The organism is Litorilituus lipolyticus (assembly GCF_006439335.1).
Classification (GTDB): Bacteria; Pseudomonadota; Gammaproteobacteria; order Enterobacterales; family Alteromonadaceae; genus Colwellia; species Colwellia lipolytica.
Window position 1 is genome coordinate 40,384 of record NZ_SAWY01000013.1, and the last position, 17,552, is coordinate 57,935.

A 17,552-nucleotide genomic window follows, 5' to 3' on the forward strand; every position below is an offset into this window, starting at 1 on the left:
TTAAGGCACTCTCTTTTCCATATAGCTTTGATAGTCAGGAATTTCAATTTCGACTGTTTGATTCATACTAGCCGACTCCATTAAAAAGTTAGCACTGGCTTTATTGGTTGCACTTGGTATATTCCATACTGCGGCTAAACGTAATAGTGCCTTAACGTCAGGATCGTGAGGAACAGAGTCCAAAGGATCCCAAAAGAAAATTAATACATCAATTTTGCCTTCAGTAATTAATGCTCCTAACTGCTGATCCCCTCCCATGGGGCCTGAATACAAACAATGTACTGGTTGTTCAATACACGTTGACAGTAAAGTACCTGTAGTACCAGTTGCATATAACTCATGCTGCTCAAGCTGTGTTTTCTTTTCTTTAGCCCAAGCCATTAAATCCGCTTTCATATTATCATGTGCTACTAACGCCATGCGCTTTCTCTTAGGAAGGGTACGTTTACAATAATTCATTTGATTCATACGTTTATACCTACAATAGTGCATTTTCCATTATTAAGGCTAAGAAGATGCTTCAAGCTCTTCTTCGTTAGCTGATGGCCAAGCACTGACCACGGCCTTAACTAAAGTGGCAAGAGGAATTGCAAAAAATACTCCCCAAAACCCCCATAGTCCACCAAAAAATATAACGGCAATAATTATAGTGACTGGGTGTAAATTTACCGCTTCAGAGAATAATAAAGGCACAATAACATTGCCATCTAACGCTTGAATAATGCCATAAGCTAACATGACATAACCAAATTCACTGGTTAGGCCAAACTGAAAAAGTGCAACTAAACAAACAGGTATGGTAACTACAGTAGCTCCCACATATGGAACTAATACAGATAGCCCAACAAGAACGCCTAATAATACGGCATAGTTTAAATCTAAGAATATAAAAGCAACGGTAGACATTGCCCCTACAATAAGAATTTCAATCACTTTTCCGCGAATATAATTCAAAATTTGTTGGTTCATTTCACGGCCAACTTGTGTAGCCATACGGCGCTCTTTAGGAAGAAAGCTGGTTAAATAGCCAACCAAGTCTTGTTTATCTTTTAAAAAGAAAAACACCATTAATGGCACCAAAATTAAATAAACCATTAACGCAACCAGATCTGAAATAGAGTTTAATGATGCTTTTAAAGCAACCTCGCCCCACTCCAGCAACTTATCATTAACTAAGTTAATGAAGGTTTCAATTTGTGCTGCTTGGATAATGTCTGGATATTTTTCAGGTAACGTTAATAAGAAGCCCTTACCTTGAGTGATCATATTAGGCACTTCTTGCAACAAATTACTACTTTGCTTCCAAATAATGGGCATTAAGCCGAGTAAGCCCACTAAAGAAAAGCCAATAAAAGTAATCACTACAGCAACTGTTGCCGTCGTTCTGTTCACAGCATGGATGCGAGTTAATTTATTAACCGGTAAATCTAATAAAAAGGCAATGGCGATGGCTACAAATACCGGCATAAGTAAACTGCTAAACATTGCAATGAATAAAAATAAACATAGCAATATTACAACTAAGGTAACCGCGTTGGGATCTGAAAATTTACGCATATACCAAGCAGTAAATAATTTAATCATAATTAACTATTCTCTTTAATCTATCTTATTATTTTCAATACTAATTTCTATAATGCCATTTGCCATCGTCTGTTGGCTATAGCAATATCCTTGTTTTGTTAAAAACTTTGGAATATCACTGACAGAACCAAGATCATTTATTCGTACAACACACAAGTCACCTGCTTGCATCTGCTTTAAAATCAATCGCATGTTCACTAAAGGAACAGGACATTTTTCTTGAGTACCATCATATTTATATATCATAATAAAATGCGAAACTGCTCTTTAGTTCGGATTGCTATTTTGCGACAATTATACCCATGACCGAATCATGAGTGAAAGCACAAATGTTATAAGGAAATATAACTCGATGAGTTCTTTAACTGTTGAATCTAATTTAAAAGAAATAAATGCTTTCAAGAAAAAAGTAAATTGGGGGGAAGTTCCCGCTATTTATCATCTTGTTTCTTCATCTGTGGGCGACCTAGACAGTATTTTGTCCCATGGCTTTGATAGTGCTTATAAAAGAATACTTAATCCCAACAGTTGGAATCAATCTGTTTTTGATACCTATAAAGATAATGACGGTAATTTAAAAGTGCGTCATAAGCCGGAAGTCTATCTACGTCACGAATTTAATGACATGGGTTATGAACTTCACTTTTTCCCAGTAGTTAACGGTCGTATAGTACATGAGCCGATGATAAATAACCCCAACTGTCCATTTCACACTTGGACCCCGGAGACCTTACAGATGCTGTTTCGTATTAATAGTTTGGTGGCCTTTTCTGTCTTTAGTTATCAAAGTGGCGATGAAGCAGATCTTGCTTTAATTCGCTTTGCTCATATAACAGTTGAGAAATTAATTAAAAATTTAAGCGAATTTTTTAATATAACTGAAGTCAAAGGTTACACAATTGCACAATTTTATCAGGAAATTGCTAAAAGAGATGGTAATATCCTAAACCCAGAAACTAATTAAAAGACATTTACTTAAGATAACTTGATTCAATAAGTCATAAAACCTTTGTATTAAGCTTCACAGGATCCCCTATTGTTTAAATTAAAAACCTTATTTCAAGCAAGTTCACTTACTTTGTCCATTGCACTAGCGACAAGTTTTAACGCCAATGCTTATATCAATCAAAATGATAAAAATAAATTACCTGAAATAGGCACTTCAGCATTTAGTGTTTTATCGTTAGATAAAGAGCGACAACTAGGTCAAGCAATGATGCGTCAATTGCGGGCAAGTTCGCCACTAATACAAGATCCTGTGCTTATTGAATACATCAACGATTTAGGTAATCAATTAGTAAAAAATGCCCAAGATGTACATTACGCCTTTGAGTTTTTTATTATTAATAATGAAGAAATAAATGCTTTTGCTTTCTTTGGTGGTCATGTAGGCATTCATAGCGGTTTAATTACTACCGCAGATACAGAAAGTGAACTTGCCTCGGTATTAGCCCATGAAATATCTCACGTTACACAAAGGCATTTGGCTCGCCGCTTAGAGTCTCAAAGTCAAACCCATGCATTAACCATGGCAGGTATGATTTCAGGTGTCTTATTAAGTTTGGTTAATCCTACTGTTGGTATGGCTGCCTTAAGTGCCAGTATGGCGGCAACTCAACAAGCTAGTATCAATTACACGCGTGGCAATGAAAAAGAAGCGGATCGTGTTGGTATCGCTTTATTAGCAAATAGTGACTTCGACCCTCAAGGGGCACCTACGTTTTTTGCTAAAATGTCGGAAAAATATCGTTATGCGAGTAAGCCACCAGCGATGTTATTAACTCACCCGTTACCTGAGTCTCGAATAGCAGATGCTCGACAAAGAGCGCACAACTACCCTGTTCGCCCTTTAGCGCCAAAACTCGAGTTTGAATTGGCGAAAGCAAGAATAAAATCTAGATATCAAGGCGATAGTAAAACTAATATAGGCTTTTATCAGCGCCAATTAACTAAAAAGACTTACATGGTAGAAGAAGCGGCTCTTTATGGTTTGGCATTATCTTACTTTGAAGACAAAAAATACCAGCAAGCCAAGCAAGTATTAAAGCAATTGTTGCAAAAGGATAAACACAATTTATTTTATGTAGATGCTTTAACTGATGTTTATTTAGCTATGAAAGAGTTCGACTCAGCCATTTCAATGTTAGTTGACTTAAACCTATTAATGCCTAATAACCAAGTCGTCAGTTTAAATTACGGTAATGCATTATTTACCGCTAAAAAATATGATCAAGCAGTTCAAGTATTACAAGATTTTCTTCTAGTTCAACCCAACAACTTTATTGCCTACGATTTATTAACATCTATTTATCGTCAACAAGGTAAAATGGGGTTAATGCATATGCACAAAGCTGAAGTACTTGCACTATTAGGCGGTTATAATAAAGCCATTGATGAACTTCAAACTAGTTACAGCTTGCTTGAATCAAAACCGCTATTACAAAAGCGAATTAAAGCCAGAATCTTACAGTTTCAGGAACAAGAAAGTCGCTTAAAACGCTTATAGACGCACAATATTTATTTTTATCATAACTTTAATTACAAAGCTTTTGCTTTAACTTCACCACTTATTTAAAGGAAACAACATGTTTACTATTTATCACAATCCAAGATGTTCAAAAAGCCGACAAACTTTAGCTTTACTTGAACCTAAAGCTCAAGAAAATCAGCAAGAAATCACCATTGTTGAGTATTTAAAAACACCATTATCTGAAGATGAAATTAAAGCTTTATTATCACAACTTAGCTGTAACCCTATAGACATGATGAGAACAAAAGAAGATGAATTTAAAGAACAAAATTTAAAAGGTGCAGATGATGCAACCTTAATAAGCGCGATGGCCAATACCCCAAAATTAGTAGAGCGCCCCATTGTTTCTAATGGTGATAAAGCGATTATCGGTCGTCCGCCAGAAAACGTACTCGCTTTTTTTGCTAAATAAAAGATATCCCATGAGCAAACAAAGAATTTCAACAATAAATCTAAAGAAAATAGCGCTAATTGGCTATTTTTCGTTACTTTTTTATATGCCGTTATGGTTGCTTGTACTAAGCCCTAGTGAAAGCTTATCTACTGGCACCACCTTAGTTTTGTTTACTTTACCTTTATTATTTCCTTTAAAAGGATTATTACAAGGTAAACCTTATACCTATGCTTGGTCTAATTTCATCGTATTAATATACTTTTTACATGGCTTAACCACTTTCTGGGTGCTTCCTGAAGATCGTATTTGGGCAACAATTGAGCTTATTTTTGCAACGACTATGTTTTTAGGGGCAACTTATTACGCTAAGTATCGTGGACAAGAACTAGGATTGAGTATAAGAACAAAAAAATCTGATTCAGGTGAGTAACCTGACTCTATGATAAGGTAATTATTTAACTTGCATTGACTTAATGGACTATACGTCAATGCAACATAATCGAATAACTATAATTAAGGAGTAATTATGCAATATAAATATCCGATTTTATCAGCGATTATGGCATTATCGCTTACAGGCTGTGGTGGCAGTTCAAGTTCTGATAATACACCGCCAGCACAAACACCAGATAACAATACTATCTTGCATATTGAAGATACCTTTAAAATCAATCAAAGTGCGGAATTATTTCTCTACTATCCTAACGAAGAAATAACCAATATTAATTGGCAGCAAACATCTGGTAGCCCAGTTACTTTCTTAGCAAAAAACAGTAAAGCCATCAGTTTCACCCCAAAAACGTCGGGGGATTATCAATTCACCGTAAATTTTTTAGTTAATGGCATCAGTCAAAATTTAGATAAAACCATTACTGTATTAGAAGAAAACTCAGATATCACCGCACGACTTGCACATACAGTGACCATGGAAAACAAAGTTTCGTTAAGAGTTGCAACCACCAATGACGTTGCCCATGACTCTATTTCATGGCAACAAACCGCAGGCCCAACAGTTAGCTTTACTCACGATGACAATTCTGGCAACTATGCCATATTTTTTGATGCTCCTACGGTCAATGAAGATACCTTAATTACTTTTGAGGCAACGGCGTCTAGTGATAATGGAACCTTTACAGACAAAGTTGCAGTCCTGGTAGAGCCAGCCCAAGCAATTACAAATAATGCTTACTTTGACAGCCGAGTAGCACACGTTTTTCCATACAATGACAATAGCCCTTATGCGAGTGATATTGTTGATTGCGTATACTCAAATAAATTAACTAGCTCATGTACGCTATCAAAATTACCGTTAATTGCCCAAGAAACTCTTGGCAGTTCACAAACACCTGATATCGACGATATTATGGATCGCGTAGTCGTATCTCATCATTGGATGGGCGATCGATTTAAACACTTTATAGAGAATTTTGATGAAAACAATGATTTTAAGCACTTGCTAAGAGCAACAACTGCTATTGTCATTTCATACGATGTTAGGCCTTCATTCTATTGGGCTGCCACAGGTGCTATTTATCTGGATCCTGAAAACTTTTGGATCACTCCAGAAGAAAGAGATACCATCAATGAAGCACCAGACTTTCGCTCAAACTTTGGTAAGGACTTACAATTTGTTATGCCTTGGCGTTACGTAAAAGATAATAACTACGCAAGCCTTTACTTCAGTAAAAACAATAGAGTAACCCGAACAGAGCATGATGGCTTATATCGATTAACATCATTAATGTATCATGAGCTTGCTCATGCAAATGATTTTTTCCCAAGCAATGAATGGTTTATTCACAGTAGTGGTAGTCGTGTACTAGATGCTGCAACAAGTAGTAACTTTGAATCAGACAAACTATCAATTACTCACCCTTTACACAGCCAGGAAATGAGAAACTTAGCCCAAGTCAGCTTTAAAGGTGAAACGGCAAGTACTAGCCAGAAGGCTTACCTACCCAATGATATTAAATCTTTCTTTGAAGCTGATGAAGCTACAGATTACTACGCTTACTCAAGTCTCAGAGAAGACTACGCGATGTTATTTGAAGAGTTAATGATGCAGTCTCGTTATCGCGTTTTTAGAGATGTTGCTATAACTAACCAACCTACAGGATCCAATGTGTCCGGAGCTGACTATATTGTCACTTGGGGGCAGCGAGGCCGTATTGGTGAGGCGAAACTTAAACAACGCGTTTTCTTTAGTGCTTCGCGTGTGTTACCGGAATTTGATAGTAATACAGCCCTAAATAACGTTCCGGCTCCTATTCAGATGATTGTAGGGGATAATTGGATAGAAAACCTAACAATAAGCTCACAGCAAACTAATTTTGCTAATATGTTATTACAAACCAGTAGCGCAGCAAATGAACACCTAAACCGTTCAAACCATCCAATGGCTAATAATGATACTCAACGTTACTACCAAAAAGCACTGCCAAGCCATTAAATATACGCCAAGTTGGCTTTAATAAGGCATAACTTAACAAAGTAAGCTGAGAGTCTGATAAGAAAAAGGTAATCTGAAATAGATTACCTTTTTTGATGTAGAAGCTTCTACTCACTAACTTGAACCCGGTTTAAGAAGTAAATTAACAATATAAAATACAGAGCGTATGTTCAATTGATTTTCGAGCTTGATAGTTTTACTTAATTCAAGGCAAATTTCGCGTCAATAGCTAGCCTATTGCAAGTAAATTTAACGAAGAAGTCAGTAAAAATAGCTGTTAGAGAATTATTTATTAAGCCGAGCTCAGGTTAACTAATATTCAGGATTTCTTTAATAAAAGGAATAGTCACTTTTCTCTGTTCCCTAATAGATGCTTTATCAAGTATATCTAATGTTTGAATCAAACTAGTCATATCACGACTAGAACGATTCAATAGAAAACGCGTGGCTTCATCTGAAATCATTAAACCCCGCTGTCTTGCCCTATGCTGTATCGCTAAGGTTTTATCATCATCATCAAGGGGTTTAACCTGCTCAATATACCCCCAGCCAATACGTGATACTAAGTCAGGCAAGGTAATACCCAGCTTATTAATTGCTTCGCTTCCGGTAATAATTAGACAGCTTTCATTTTCTATGGCGCGATTATATAAGTCAAAAATAGCTTGCTGCCATTGAACATCACCCGCTATTAATTCAATATCATCTAAACAAATAAAATCTATTTGTTCTAAGCCATCAAGCACCTCAATGGGTAACTGTTTTAGTTCAGAACAGGAAAGGCAAACTGATGTTTTTTTCAATTGGGCAGCTAAATTATTACATGCATGTAATAAGTGAGATTTACCTACTCCCGCCAAACCAAACAAATAAAAACTGTGAGGCAGTTGACTAAATAGCGCTAAGGAATGGTTTTCGTGTTGTTCAGTTTCAACTTTGTTTTGACGAATAAAGCTTGTTAACTGTACTAAAACGCTATGATTCGGCTGACCAATAAAACTATCAAAGGTTTCATCATCTGGCAGCTGAACAGATAGCGCAAGTTGTGATAATTGCGTCATTATGGCTCCCAATGGAAAATGGGAATGGCTGTAGGGTCAACAACGGCTAACGGATCAATGTATTGTTTTAGCTGCTTATTAAGTTTTAATGAAGCTAATAATGCAGACTCTGAACCCAATAACTTTAATTTAAATTGTCTAGTAGCACCTTTAGCATTTAATAGGGTGACTGATTTTACCGCAGATAAATTAGATAAAAAATCAAATAATTCAGTATACACTTTTAGAGAATCAACATTGGCTACTTCGATAATATAATCATTATCACTGGTAGCTGATAAAGCATATTTTTGGTAAATAAGTTCGGTAATATCAGACAAAGCCTGCGTTGTCAGCACTTCTCTATCTTCTCCTTGATAAACTTGAGTAAAGCGTTGATTTTGACTAAACAAAACCCAATCAAGTACATATTGTGGTGTTGGTTCTTCGTCAACACATAATAAGCCACAACTATCAGTATTTTCTTCAACCTCTTCAGACGAAGAGAGCTCTGTCAACTCATCAACAATAAGAAGACTAGAGTCAGATAAACGCATAACCACAATAGCTTCAGCAAAGTATCGCTCTGATGCTTGATAAATCGGCTGTTCAAATCGTCCCCATATATCACTCAAATTGACTTGAGTTGCATCAGTCAAGTCCATTAATGGCATAACGACTGGCAGCCCTCGTTGAGACGAAAAATCATTTACCAGTATTGGCAAATTCGATGGCATAGAGTTTGACATAATGGTACGCGATAACCCTTGCTCATCAATTAACCACAGTAATACTTGAGGTCTAAGGCTTCCCCAAATAGCTAGGTTTGCTTGTTGAAATAATTGATTAATTTTATCTTCATTAAAATTGGCCACTAAATAAAGCTGGCCATTTTTTCGAGTATAACGGTATTGAGTAATATAGTTATTTGAGTTCTTTACTGCATTTTTTAATATTTTGTTGGATAAAACTGTGGTTTCTCCACCAACTTTCACCATCACAGCACGTAAAGCTTCTTTTATTGCTTTTTGGCGGTGAGTTGATGCTTGTGATTCAACATTCACACGTGCCTGATATAAGTCTTTTACTTCTAACGAATTAACTTTAATGGGCAACAACAATACAAAAAGAATTGAAATAAAAAACAAGTGTTTGAGCATAAAATGAAAAATATTAGCCGACGATTATCTTAAAAAAGATATTATCATAATAATTAAACATTATCCCAATGATTCCTTATTCGTAAAACAATCGTAATATTGCTTACTCTCTTTCTTGAGTATGACGGTTTGCGCTGATAGAATACGCCCCTTTATATACTGTCGGTAATTTCTGAGGTTTCCCGTGAGCGAACAAAAACAGTCGTTAAGCTATAAAGATGCTGGTGTTGATATTGATGCTGGTAACGCCCTTGTAGAAAACATTAAAGGTGCTGTAAAGCGCACAACACGCCCTGAAGTTATGGGTGGATTAGGTGGTTTTGGCTCTGTATGTCAATTACCAACAGGTTATAAAGAGCCAGTGCTTGTTGCAGGCACTGATGGTGTAGGTACAAAGTTGCGTTTAGCTATTGATTTAGCCAAGCATGACACTGTAGGTATTGACTTAGTAGCTATGTGTGTAAACGATCTTATCGTTCAAGGTGCTGAGCCACTATTTTTCTTAGATTACTACGCCACAGCAAAACTTGACGTTGATGTTGCCTCTTCTGTTGTTGAAGGTATAGCCGAAGGTTGTGTTCAATCTGGCTGTGCTTTAGTTGGCGGTGAAACAGCAGAAATGCCTGGCATGTATCACCAAGGCGATTACGATATTGCTGGTTTTTGTGTCGGTGTTGCTGAAAAGTCACGTTTACTCGATGGCACTTCAGTAGCTGAAGGCGATCAACTTATCGCATTAGGTGCATCAGGCCCTCACTCAAATGGTTTTTCTCTCATTCGTAAAGTGTTAGAAGTTAACAATACTGATACAAGTGAGCAGCTTGACGGTAAAGCGATAAGCGACCACTTATTAGAGCCGACTAAAATTTATGTTAAGTCTGTACTCGCCTTATTAAAAGATGTTGATGTACATGCTTTGTCTCACATTACTGGTGGTGGTTTCTGGGAAAATATCCCTCGAGTTCTACCTGAATCAGCTCAGGCGGTAATCAATGGCGATAGCTGGGAATGGCCAGCAATCTTTAACTGGTTACAAGAAAAAGGCAACATTACCAGTCATGAAATGTATCGCACTTTTAACTGTGGTGTAGGCATGATCATCGCGGTACCAGCAGATAAAGTCGAGCAAAGTATTGAAATCCTTACTGCCCATGGTGAAAAAGCATGGCATATTGGCGCAATAGCTAATAAAACAGAAGGTGCAGAACAAGTTGTTTTTGCTTAATTAAGCAACATTCACTTGTTTTTATAAAGGGCTATTTTGTAGCCCTTTTTCATATCGTTATTTTAGGAAAAAATATGTCTAGTAGAATTGTAGTGTTAATTTCAGGCAGTGGTTCAAATTTACAAGCTATTATCGACGCCTCTCAAGACAAAGATTATCCTGCTGAAGTTGTTGGCGTTATCTCTAATAAAGCTGACGCTTATGGTTTAACTCGAGCGACAAATGCAGGTATCGAATCACAGGCACTATCCCATAAAGCGTTTGAATCTCGTGAAGCGTACGATGTTGCTTTAATGGCACAAATCGATAATTTCAAACCTGACGTAATTGTACTTGCAGGCTTTATGAGGATATTAACACCTGATTTTGTTCAGCACTATCAAGGTAAACTACTTAACATACACCCTTCATTATTACCAAAGTATCAAGGGTTAAACACCCACCAGCGCGCCATTGATGCTGGCGATAAAGAACATGGCGTAAGTGTTCATTTTGTTACGGAAGAGCTTGATGGTGGCCCAGTTATTTTACAAGCTAAAGTACCTGTTTTTGCGGGTGATACAAGCGACGATTTAGCGGCGCGTGTTCATGAGCAAGAACATCGTATTTATCCATTAGTGGTGAAATGGTTTGCGCAAAATCGTTTATCAATGCAGCAACAAGTTGAAAACGGTCAGCATGTAGAAAAAGCGATTCTCGACGGAAATGTACTTGCTCCATCAGGCTATGCAAACGACTAACTATAGCTTTTAATAAGAAAAAGCATTAGTATCTGTGGTATATGATATTCATAATAAATATCATCTTAATACTAATTAGCATATAACTAATTGCTTTTTCTTTAATTGTTCAGGAAATTTGATGTTAGCTTATCTTTCTCGCTCAGCCTTTGTTATTCTTTGCTTACCTTTAACATTTTCTGCACACTCTCTTACCACTGAAGCTGAAAAAAACAGCTTAAAAAATGTCATTCCCGCATTTAAAGCGAATTACACCTTACTTCATAAAGGTGATCCCGTTGGTAAAGCTGTTCGAGAACTCAGTTATCAAAAAGATGGAAAAACAACATATCATTACCACACCGACATTAAGTGGCTTATTTTCTCTGATAAACGCTCTGAAACTTCACAAGTAATCGTAAATAACAATCAAGTTATCCCTCAACACTATGTGTACTCTAGAGAGGGAACAGGCAGAGATAAAAACTATGAATGGCAATACGATATTGCTAATAAAAAAGCAAAAGATTTAAAGAAAGAGCGTCAAATAACCATAGATATCACTGAAGGGTTACAAGATAAATTAAGCTACCACTTACAGCACCGACTCAATTTAATCGAGAACCCTGAGCAAAAACGTTTTAGCTATCCCGTTATCAGCACTTCTGGTTCAATTAAAGATTATGTCTATCAATATGACGGTGAAGAAGAGCTGATGTTACCTTATGGCCTCGTTAAAACAATTCGATTAAAACGTGAAGTAACCGCTAAAAAACGCGTTACTTATGCGTGGTTTGCTCCTGAATTGAATTATTTATTGGTGAAACTATATCAAGTTAAAGCAGGTGCTGAGCAATTTGAAGCACAGCTTGCTTCAATAGAAAATAATAAATAGCAAATTCTATTTTTAACACATAACTTCACTAATTGATTGATTAGTTACTGAGATTATCCATCATACTATCAGGCATTAATACGGCAATTACTTCACCTTTTACGCATAGCTTGTTATCTGCGTAAACAAGCACTTCAACGACAATTTTACGTGCTTTGACTTCCCTATATTGACCAATGAGTATTAACGGTACACCTTTAGGTGTTGGCGCTAAGTAGCTAATATTCAACCCTGCCGTGACAAAACGCATAACAGGCTCTGAGCCTAACTCTCTATTGTCATTATAATATGCCATGGCAGAAGCACTGCCCGTACCATGACAATCTATCAATGAAGCTAACAAGCCACCATACACAAAGCCAGGAATAGCCGTATGTTTATCTGATGGGGTAAAAATGGCAATACTCTGCTGGTTGCTAGCTTCATTAGCATTACTTTTACCTATGTTAACAGTACTTAATAGCTCGTTTACGCAAGCTTTTAACTCATCACTTGCATTGTCGATAAAATTTGATAACCAATAACTTCTCAATTGGTGACCGTCATGATTATTGGTACCACAACCATAGCAATGGCTTAATTCATCAGGGTAATATTCTTGAAATGATTTAATCAACGTAGTTTGCCTTATAAAGAATTAAGCCGAATTAACTTAACCTGAACTCGGTTCAAGAGATAAATTAATTTTATAAAATACAATCCGTTATGTTTCACCTAGTTTTCTAGCTTGATAGTTTTACTTAATTCAAGGCAAATTTCGAGTCAATAGCTAGTCTATTGCAAGTAAATTTAACGAAGAAGTCAGTAAAAATAACTGCTAGAAAATTATTTATTAAGCCGAGCTCAGGTTAACTTATGTCTCGAACATCATCTATTACTTTGCCATCATTGGCTAGAGTTCCCAAAGGCACTAATGATATTTGTCCTGATAATTTAGTCACTTGCTTTAAGCTCTGTTTAATCTGCTCAATAAATGCTTCTGTTTCAAGTGTTGATTTAGCAAATGAATCAAGTTCACATTCTAAAAGCATCGTATCATTATGGTTAACTTGACTAACAGTTAAACGTATTTTACCGATATGAGAAAACTGCTGTCTAACCTTTTCTATCTGTTCTGGGTGAACGAACATACCTTTTATTTTGGTCGTTTGGTCTGCCCTGCCTAACCAACCTTTTAAACGTTGATTAGTTCTCCCACATGAGCTTTTTCCTTGAGAAATTGCTGATAAATCCCCCGTGGCAAAACGAATTAACGGATAATCGGCATTAAAGCTGGTTACCACAACTTCTCCTACTTCACCTGGCTCCACTGGCTCTAACGTACCAGGCCTAACTATTTCAACTATCAGCTCTTCAGCAACCACAAACCCTTCACCTGCGGTAGTTTCATAGCCTATCAAACCAATATCAGCACTGGCATAGGCTTGTAATACACTTATGCCTTTAGCTTTTATAATGGATCGTAAACTTTCAGGCAAAGCTTCACCGGTAACCAGTGCTTTTTGAAGGCTTGAGATATCTTTGCCTGTATTTTCAGCCTTATCTAACAAGATTTTTAGAAATGATGGTGTTCCGCAATAACCAGAAGGTTTCAATTGCTCAATAACCTCTAGCTGCTGCTCAGTTTGTCCGGGACCTGCCGGTATTACCGTACAGCCACAAGCTCGTGCTCCTGAATCTAAAATAAATCCACCCGGTGTTAAATGATATGACAAACAGTTTTGTACAATATCTCCTTTTCTAAAACCTGCGGCATAAAAAGCTTGCCCCATGCGCCACCAATCATCAAAGCAATTTTCAGGCTCATTGATTGGCCCTGGCGATTGAAAGACTCTACCTATGCTTGCTTTCTCTGAGACGATACCGGCAAAAATGGCCTCATTATTTTGTAATGATTTCAACTCGGATTTACGTGTTATCGGTAACTGGGCGAGCGACTCTCTGCTGGTAATATCATCAGCATTAACATTAGCTAATAATTCGGCATAATACGGACACTCTTGTTTTGCATAATCTATAAAAGCAGGTAAACGGTTAAGTAACTTATGCTCTCTTTCAACGGAATTTATCTGCTCATTTTCATGAAAATATTGGCTCATAGGTACTCTTTATTGCAATTTGTTCAAGGTATATCTAATAGGTTCTTTCTTCTGACATTCAAATCGGGAATAGTAATTAAGCTTATAACCAACGTTTACGACGTTTGTAAGACTTTAAGTTCTTAAAGCTTTTACGCTCTTCATTACCGCCACCTAAATAAAACTCTTTAACATCTTCATTACTTAATAATTGTTCTTGTGTACCATCAAGTACGATTTTGCCCGACTCCATAATGTAACCATAGTCAGCAGCTTTTAAAGCATAGTTTGCATTTTGCTCAACCAATAGCATAGTAATCCCCTGATCTTTATTGATTTTCTCAATAATGCCAAAGACTTCTTTTACCAATAAAGGCGATAAGCCCATTGATGGCTCATCTAAACAAATCATTTTTGGTCGTGCCATTAGTGCCCTACCAATAGCTAACATTTGTTGTTCACCACCAGATAAATAGCCAGCTAAGCCAGTTCGCTCTTTTAAACGGGGAAAATAATGAAAAACCATTTCTATATCTTGGTTAATTTGCGCATCATTACGGGTATACGCACCCAGTTTCAAGTTTTCAATAGATGTCATGTCTTCAATAATTCGACGACCTTCCATCACTTGGAAAATACCACTTCGTACCACATCTTCTGCATTTTTCTTATCGATACGTTCGCCCATAAAAGTGATATCACCTCGGGTCACTTCACCGTCTTCAGTTTTTAGCAAACCAGAAATCGCTTTAAGGGTAGTCGATTTCCCTGCACCATTAGGTCCCAATAGTGTAACCACTTCACCTTCAGGTACATCCAATGACACGCCCCGTAATACTTGTATAACTTCGTCATAGACAACTTCAATATTATTGACTGATAGCAAAGGGGAAGCTTGCTGAATTTTAACTGCTGCTTGAGACATATTTACTCCGTAAATCTTTCTTCATCTTTAACAATTCAAAAGGTAGAGCCTAGTTTTCACTAGGCTCTATAGTGTTTAGTAACCTAACCAATCATCACGGCGATCAAGAGTTACTTGAGAAACTTGTTCAATTTGAACATTACCGCCATTGAAGTTACCTTGATAGATATTCACTTGGTTAACACCACGGTGATCATCTAAAGTCCAATTAGCTGCTAAACAAACACCTTCAAGGCCTTTAGGTACCCAGTTTTTATGAACGTACATACCTTTCTTAACATTCTCACCGGTAATACCACCGTTCTCTTTAGCCCACTCCATCGCTTCTTTCATGAAGTAAGTTGAACAAACACCACGCATATAATGATGTAATCGTGGCTGCTCTCCTGATTTATCTGACATTTTTGAAATTTCTTTTACCAGTTTCATACCAGGTACTTCATCGGTCCAAAAAGGAGTCATAGTTGGGAAAATATAGTTTTTGATCCCTTCACCTGCCGCTTCAAATACTTTTTTATCACCACCCCAAATATTCGACATAAATTGAATGTCGGTTCCAACGGTATTACAAGATTTCACCAGTGATAAAACCGAACCGCCAAGGTTACCTATATAACCGTAATTTGAACCTGAACTCTTAATGCTTAAACATTGTGCTTTAAAGTCACCTGGTTTCATTGAAATCACTACCGGTGGCATCACTTCAAAACCTAATTCTTGAGCATACTCTGCACAAGCGGCTTTTGGAGCGTTAGGGAACGGATGGTTAGCACCTATGTGAGTGAACTTAGGCTTTCTTTTATTACCTTTACTCTTCCAGTCTTTTGCCGCCCACTGTACTAAACCACGACAAGCATCAGAATAAGATGCACCGTAGAAAAAGTTATAAGGTGCTGGCTTTTTAGTGTGAGGGTTTTTACCGGTAGGATCCGTTAAATGTCCCGAATAAGATGCCGAAAATACAGGAGTTTTATCTCTAGCAACAAATGAGATCAGCGCTTCGGTATCTGCCGTGCCCCACCCTTGCATTACTACCATTTTTTTACGAGACTTCCATTTTTTATAAGCTGCAATAGCTTGAGGTACTTTATAAGCATAATCAATTGTTTCATACTCAAGTTTGGTACCGCTGATACCACCGTTGGCGTTGATATAGGCCAATGAATCTCTCACTCCGTCAGCGTAAACTTTACCAACAAAAGCGGTAGGGCCTGACATATCAGCTAAGTGCCCTACAAAAACACTGTCTTGTGCACTAGCATTCGCCGAAACGGATAAGGCTACACAAGTCGCTAAACTGCTTAATAATAATTTTTTATTTGTGCTTTTTCTCATTTGAATCTTCCTTCAAGTTATTGCTTTTATTATTTATTATTTCATTTTGTTTATGTCGGCTTGCAACTTCCCCATAGCCAACGCCATATTCTTCACTTGCTACTAGCTGTAATAAATACAAGTACTAGTAAGCAAATGGATAGAATTTCCAATAGTTCTTAATTTGTGTCCAACGATGGGCTAGCCCTTCTGGTTCAAAAATTAAGAAACCAATAATGACAAGACCAATAGCCATCTCTTTGATATAAGCGAGGCCATCAACCACCATAGGAATATTGCCCCAATCTGTCATTTTCATTAAGCCAACCCCACCTTCGAGTGCTTCAGGTAAGAACACCATAAAAATAACGCCCATTAACGTGCCTTTAATTGAACCTAAGCCACCAATGATAATCATTGCCAAGAACTGTACTGACATGAAAATAGTAAAACCTTCAGCAGAAACATAGCCTAGATAATGCGCATAAAGCGCTCCACCTATGCCGGCATAAAAAGATGAGACACCAAATGAAAGTAGACGATATTTATTCAACTTTACGCCCATGATTTCTGCTGATAAGTAATGATCTCGAACAGCAACAAAGGCACGACCATCTCTACTTCGCATTAAGTTACAACCCCAAATAAACATGAATACTAAGGAAAATAATGCAACGTAATAGAAACTTTGATCAGTATCGAAAACAAAACCGAATAAGTTTAATGGTTCAGCCATAGAGCCTGCAGAGCCACCAGAGAACCATTCAGCGCGAGCAAAAAAGTCTTCGATTATAAATTGTGATGCAAGTGTAGCTATAGCCAAATATAAGCCTTTAATTCGTGCAGCTGGTGCACCAAACATCATGCCCACACCCATGGTTAAAAAACCTGCCAAAGGGATGCATAGAAACACTGGAATACTAAAGCTAGTATTCAACCAGGCTGATGCGAAAGCACCAAAACCAAAGAACGCACCATGACCCAAAGAGATTTGCCCGGTATAACCGACTAAGATATTCAACCCCAGCGCAGCTATACCTAAATATGATATTTGGATAAGCAAAGTAATAAAGTAGCTATCCACCAAAAGCGGTGCAAAACATAAGGCAATAATGCTTAAAATTGCCGCGTAACGAATGGTTTTCGTTTCGAAAATTGTATTATCTTGTTTATAGCTAGTACGAAAATCTCCGCACGGGCGCATTGTTAAACTCGACATAATAAACTCCTAAAAATGTG

The 17,552-nt window shown here is 37.2% G+C and carries 18 protein-coding genes; 8 read left to right on the plus strand and 10 right to left on the minus strand.

The window, feature by feature from the left end:
- Genes EPA86_RS06745 through EPA86_RS06755 form a run of 3 tightly spaced genes read right to left on the minus strand, consistent with a single transcriptional unit; the run spans position 1 to position 1,830 of the window.
- On the minus strand, positions 1 to 459 hold the full coding sequence (locus tag EPA86_RS06745) for a methylglyoxal synthase (protein ID WP_140602727.1): 459 nt from the start codon (positions 457 to 459) through the stop codon (positions 1 to 3).
- Positions 460 to 507: 48 nt separating this feature from the next.
- Complete coding sequence (locus EPA86_RS06750; RefSeq protein ID WP_140602667.1) at positions 508 to 1,584, minus strand: AI-2E family transporter; 1,077 nt, start codon at positions 1,582 to 1,584, stop codon at positions 508 to 510.
- Between the two features lie 15 nt (positions 1,585 to 1,599).
- The gene (locus tag EPA86_RS06755) at positions 1,600 to 1,830 is read right to left on the minus strand and encodes a sulfurtransferase TusA family protein (RefSeq protein WP_140602668.1); all 231 of its coding nucleotides are present in this window, start codon (positions 1,828 to 1,830) and stop codon (positions 1,600 to 1,602) included.
- 106 nt (positions 1,831 to 1,936) lie between these two features.
- Here EPA86_RS06755 and EPA86_RS06760 point away from each other — a divergent pair, with 106 nt between their 5' ends.
- The 5 genes from EPA86_RS06760 to EPA86_RS06780 all read left to right on the plus strand — a co-directional run bounded on the left by EPA86_RS06760 (position 1,937) and on the right by EPA86_RS06780 (position 6,957).
- Positions 1,937 to 2,548 (plus strand): hypothetical protein, encoded by a 612-nt coding sequence (locus EPA86_RS06760; protein ID WP_140602669.1) that lies wholly within the window; start codon positions 1,937 to 1,939, stop codon positions 2,546 to 2,548.
- 72 nt (positions 2,549 to 2,620) lie between these two features.
- Positions 2,621 to 4,090, plus strand: a complete 1,470-nt coding sequence (gene bepA / locus EPA86_RS06765; protein WP_140602670.1) for a beta-barrel assembly-enhancing protease — start codon at positions 2,621 to 2,623, stop codon at positions 4,088 to 4,090.
- Positions 4,091 to 4,169: 79 nt separating this feature from the next.
- On the plus strand, positions 4,170 to 4,526 hold the full coding sequence (arsC, locus tag EPA86_RS06770) for an arsenate reductase (glutaredoxin) (protein ID WP_140602671.1): 357 nt from the start codon (positions 4,170 to 4,172) through the stop codon (positions 4,524 to 4,526).
- A gap of 10 nt (positions 4,527 to 4,536) precedes the next feature.
- The gene (locus EPA86_RS06775) at positions 4,537 to 4,938 is read left to right on the plus strand and encodes a DUF2069 domain-containing protein (RefSeq protein ID WP_140602672.1); all 402 of its coding nucleotides are present in this window, start codon (positions 4,537 to 4,539) and stop codon (positions 4,936 to 4,938) included.
- A gap of 96 nt (positions 4,939 to 5,034) precedes the next feature.
- On the plus strand, positions 5,035 to 6,957 hold the full coding sequence (locus EPA86_RS06780; protein ID WP_140602673.1) for a hypothetical protein: 1,923 nt from the start codon (positions 5,035 to 5,037) through the stop codon (positions 6,955 to 6,957).
- 308 nt (positions 6,958 to 7,265) lie between these two features.
- Here the strand turns inward: EPA86_RS06780 and hda are convergent, their stop codons facing one another.
- Positions 7,266 to 8,018, minus strand: a complete 753-nt coding sequence (hda, locus tag EPA86_RS06785) for a DnaA regulatory inactivator Hda (RefSeq protein ID WP_140602674.1) — start codon at positions 8,016 to 8,018, stop codon at positions 7,266 to 7,268.
- Positions 8,018 to 9,145 carry a DUF2066 domain-containing protein gene (locus tag EPA86_RS06790; protein WP_170309587.1) on the minus strand — a complete coding sequence of 376 codons (1,128 nt, stop codon included), beginning with the start codon at positions 9,143 to 9,145 and terminating at the stop codon, positions 8,018 to 8,020. The genes hda and EPA86_RS06790 overlap by 1 nt, the downstream gene beginning before the upstream one ends.
- 196 nt (positions 9,146 to 9,341) lie before the next feature.
- On the opposite strand from EPA86_RS06790, the gene purM reads away from it, so the two are divergent.
- The 3 genes from purM to EPA86_RS06805 all read left to right on the plus strand — a co-directional run bounded on the left by purM (position 9,342) and on the right by EPA86_RS06805 (position 11,996).
- The gene (gene purM / locus EPA86_RS06795; protein ID WP_140602676.1) at positions 9,342 to 10,382 is read left to right on the plus strand and encodes a phosphoribosylformylglycinamidine cyclo-ligase; all 1,041 of its coding nucleotides are present in this window, start codon (positions 9,342 to 9,344) and stop codon (positions 10,380 to 10,382) included.
- 74 nt (positions 10,383 to 10,456) lie between these two features.
- Positions 10,457 to 11,122, plus strand: coding sequence for a phosphoribosylglycinamide formyltransferase (gene purN, locus EPA86_RS06800; RefSeq protein WP_140602677.1), 666 nt, complete (start codon positions 10,457 to 10,459; stop codon positions 11,120 to 11,122).
- A gap of 121 nt (positions 11,123 to 11,243) precedes the next feature.
- The gene (locus EPA86_RS06805; RefSeq protein WP_140602678.1) at positions 11,244 to 11,996 is read left to right on the plus strand and encodes a DUF3108 domain-containing protein; all 753 of its coding nucleotides are present in this window, start codon (positions 11,244 to 11,246) and stop codon (positions 11,994 to 11,996) included.
- A gap of 40 nt (positions 11,997 to 12,036) precedes the next feature.
- Here the strand turns inward: EPA86_RS06805 and EPA86_RS06810 are convergent, their stop codons facing one another.
- The 5 genes from EPA86_RS06810 to EPA86_RS06830 all read right to left on the minus strand — a co-directional run bounded on the left by EPA86_RS06810 (position 12,037) and on the right by EPA86_RS06830 (position 17,532).
- On the minus strand, positions 12,037 to 12,612 hold the full coding sequence (locus tag EPA86_RS06810) for a PaaI family thioesterase (RefSeq protein WP_140602679.1): 576 nt from the start codon (positions 12,610 to 12,612) through the stop codon (positions 12,037 to 12,039).
- Positions 12,613 to 12,844: 232 nt separating this feature from the next.
- Entirely contained in the window at positions 12,845 to 14,095 is a 1,251-nt protein-coding gene (locus EPA86_RS06815; RefSeq protein ID WP_140602680.1) for a phenylacetate--CoA ligase family protein, read from the minus strand.
- A gap of 82 nt (positions 14,096 to 14,177) precedes the next feature.
- A complete protein-coding gene (locus EPA86_RS06820) occupies positions 14,178 to 14,999 on the minus strand; it encodes an ABC transporter ATP-binding protein (protein WP_140602681.1) in 822 nt (273 codons plus the stop codon).
- Positions 15,000 to 15,074: 75 nt separating this feature from the next.
- Positions 15,075 to 16,334 (minus strand): ABC transporter substrate-binding protein, encoded by a 1,260-nt coding sequence (locus EPA86_RS06825; RefSeq protein ID WP_140602682.1) that lies wholly within the window; start codon positions 16,332 to 16,334, stop codon positions 15,075 to 15,077.
- Between the two features lie 124 nt (positions 16,335 to 16,458).
- Positions 16,459 to 17,532: a branched-chain amino acid ABC transporter permease gene (locus EPA86_RS06830; RefSeq protein ID WP_140602683.1), complete on the minus strand. Its 1,074-nt coding sequence runs from the start codon at positions 17,530 to 17,532 to the stop codon at positions 16,459 to 16,461.
- Positions 17,533 to 17,552: the final 20 nt, after the last annotated feature.

Coding starts and splice junctions, on each gene's coding strand:
- EPA86_RS06820 (WP_140602681.1), bottom strand. CDS start 14,999: ATGTCTCAAGCAGCAGTTAAAATTCAGCAAGCTTCCCCTTTGCTATCA.
- hda (WP_140602674.1), bottom strand. CDS start 8,018: ATGACGCAATTATCACAACTTGCGCTATCTGTTCAGCTGCCAGATGAT.
- EPA86_RS06775 (WP_140602672.1), top strand. CDS start 4,537: ATGAGCAAACAAAGAATTTCAACAATAAATCTAAAGAAAATAGCGCTA.
- EPA86_RS06760 (WP_140602669.1), top strand. CDS start 1,937: ATGAGTTCTTTAACTGTTGAATCTAATTTAAAAGAAATAAATGCTTTC.
- EPA86_RS06825 (WP_140602682.1), bottom strand. CDS start 16,334: ATGAGAAAAAGCACAAATAAAAAATTATTATTAAGCAGTTTAGCGACT.
- arsC (WP_140602671.1), top strand. CDS start 4,170: ATGTTTACTATTTATCACAATCCAAGATGTTCAAAAAGCCGACAAACT.
- purN (WP_140602677.1), top strand. CDS start 10,457: ATGTCTAGTAGAATTGTAGTGTTAATTTCAGGCAGTGGTTCAAATTTA.
- EPA86_RS06755 (WP_140602668.1), bottom strand. CDS start 1,830: ATGATATATAAATATGATGGTACTCAAGAAAAATGTCCTGTTCCTTTA.
- EPA86_RS06745 (WP_140602727.1), bottom strand. CDS start 459: ATGAATTATTGTAAACGTACCCTTCCTAAGAGAAAGCGCATGGCGTTA.
- EPA86_RS06805 (WP_140602678.1), top strand. CDS start 11,244: ATGTTAGCTTATCTTTCTCGCTCAGCCTTTGTTATTCTTTGCTTACCT.
- EPA86_RS06780 (WP_140602673.1), top strand. CDS start 5,035: ATGCAATATAAATATCCGATTTTATCAGCGATTATGGCATTATCGCTT.
- EPA86_RS06815 (WP_140602680.1), bottom strand. CDS start 14,095: ATGAGCCAATATTTTCATGAAAATGAGCAGATAAATTCCGTTGAAAGA.
- EPA86_RS06830 (WP_140602683.1), bottom strand. CDS start 17,532: ATGTCGAGTTTAACAATGCGCCCGTGCGGAGATTTTCGTACTAGCTAT.
- EPA86_RS06750 (WP_140602667.1), bottom strand. CDS start 1,584: ATGATTAAATTATTTACTGCTTGGTATATGCGTAAATTTTCAGATCCC.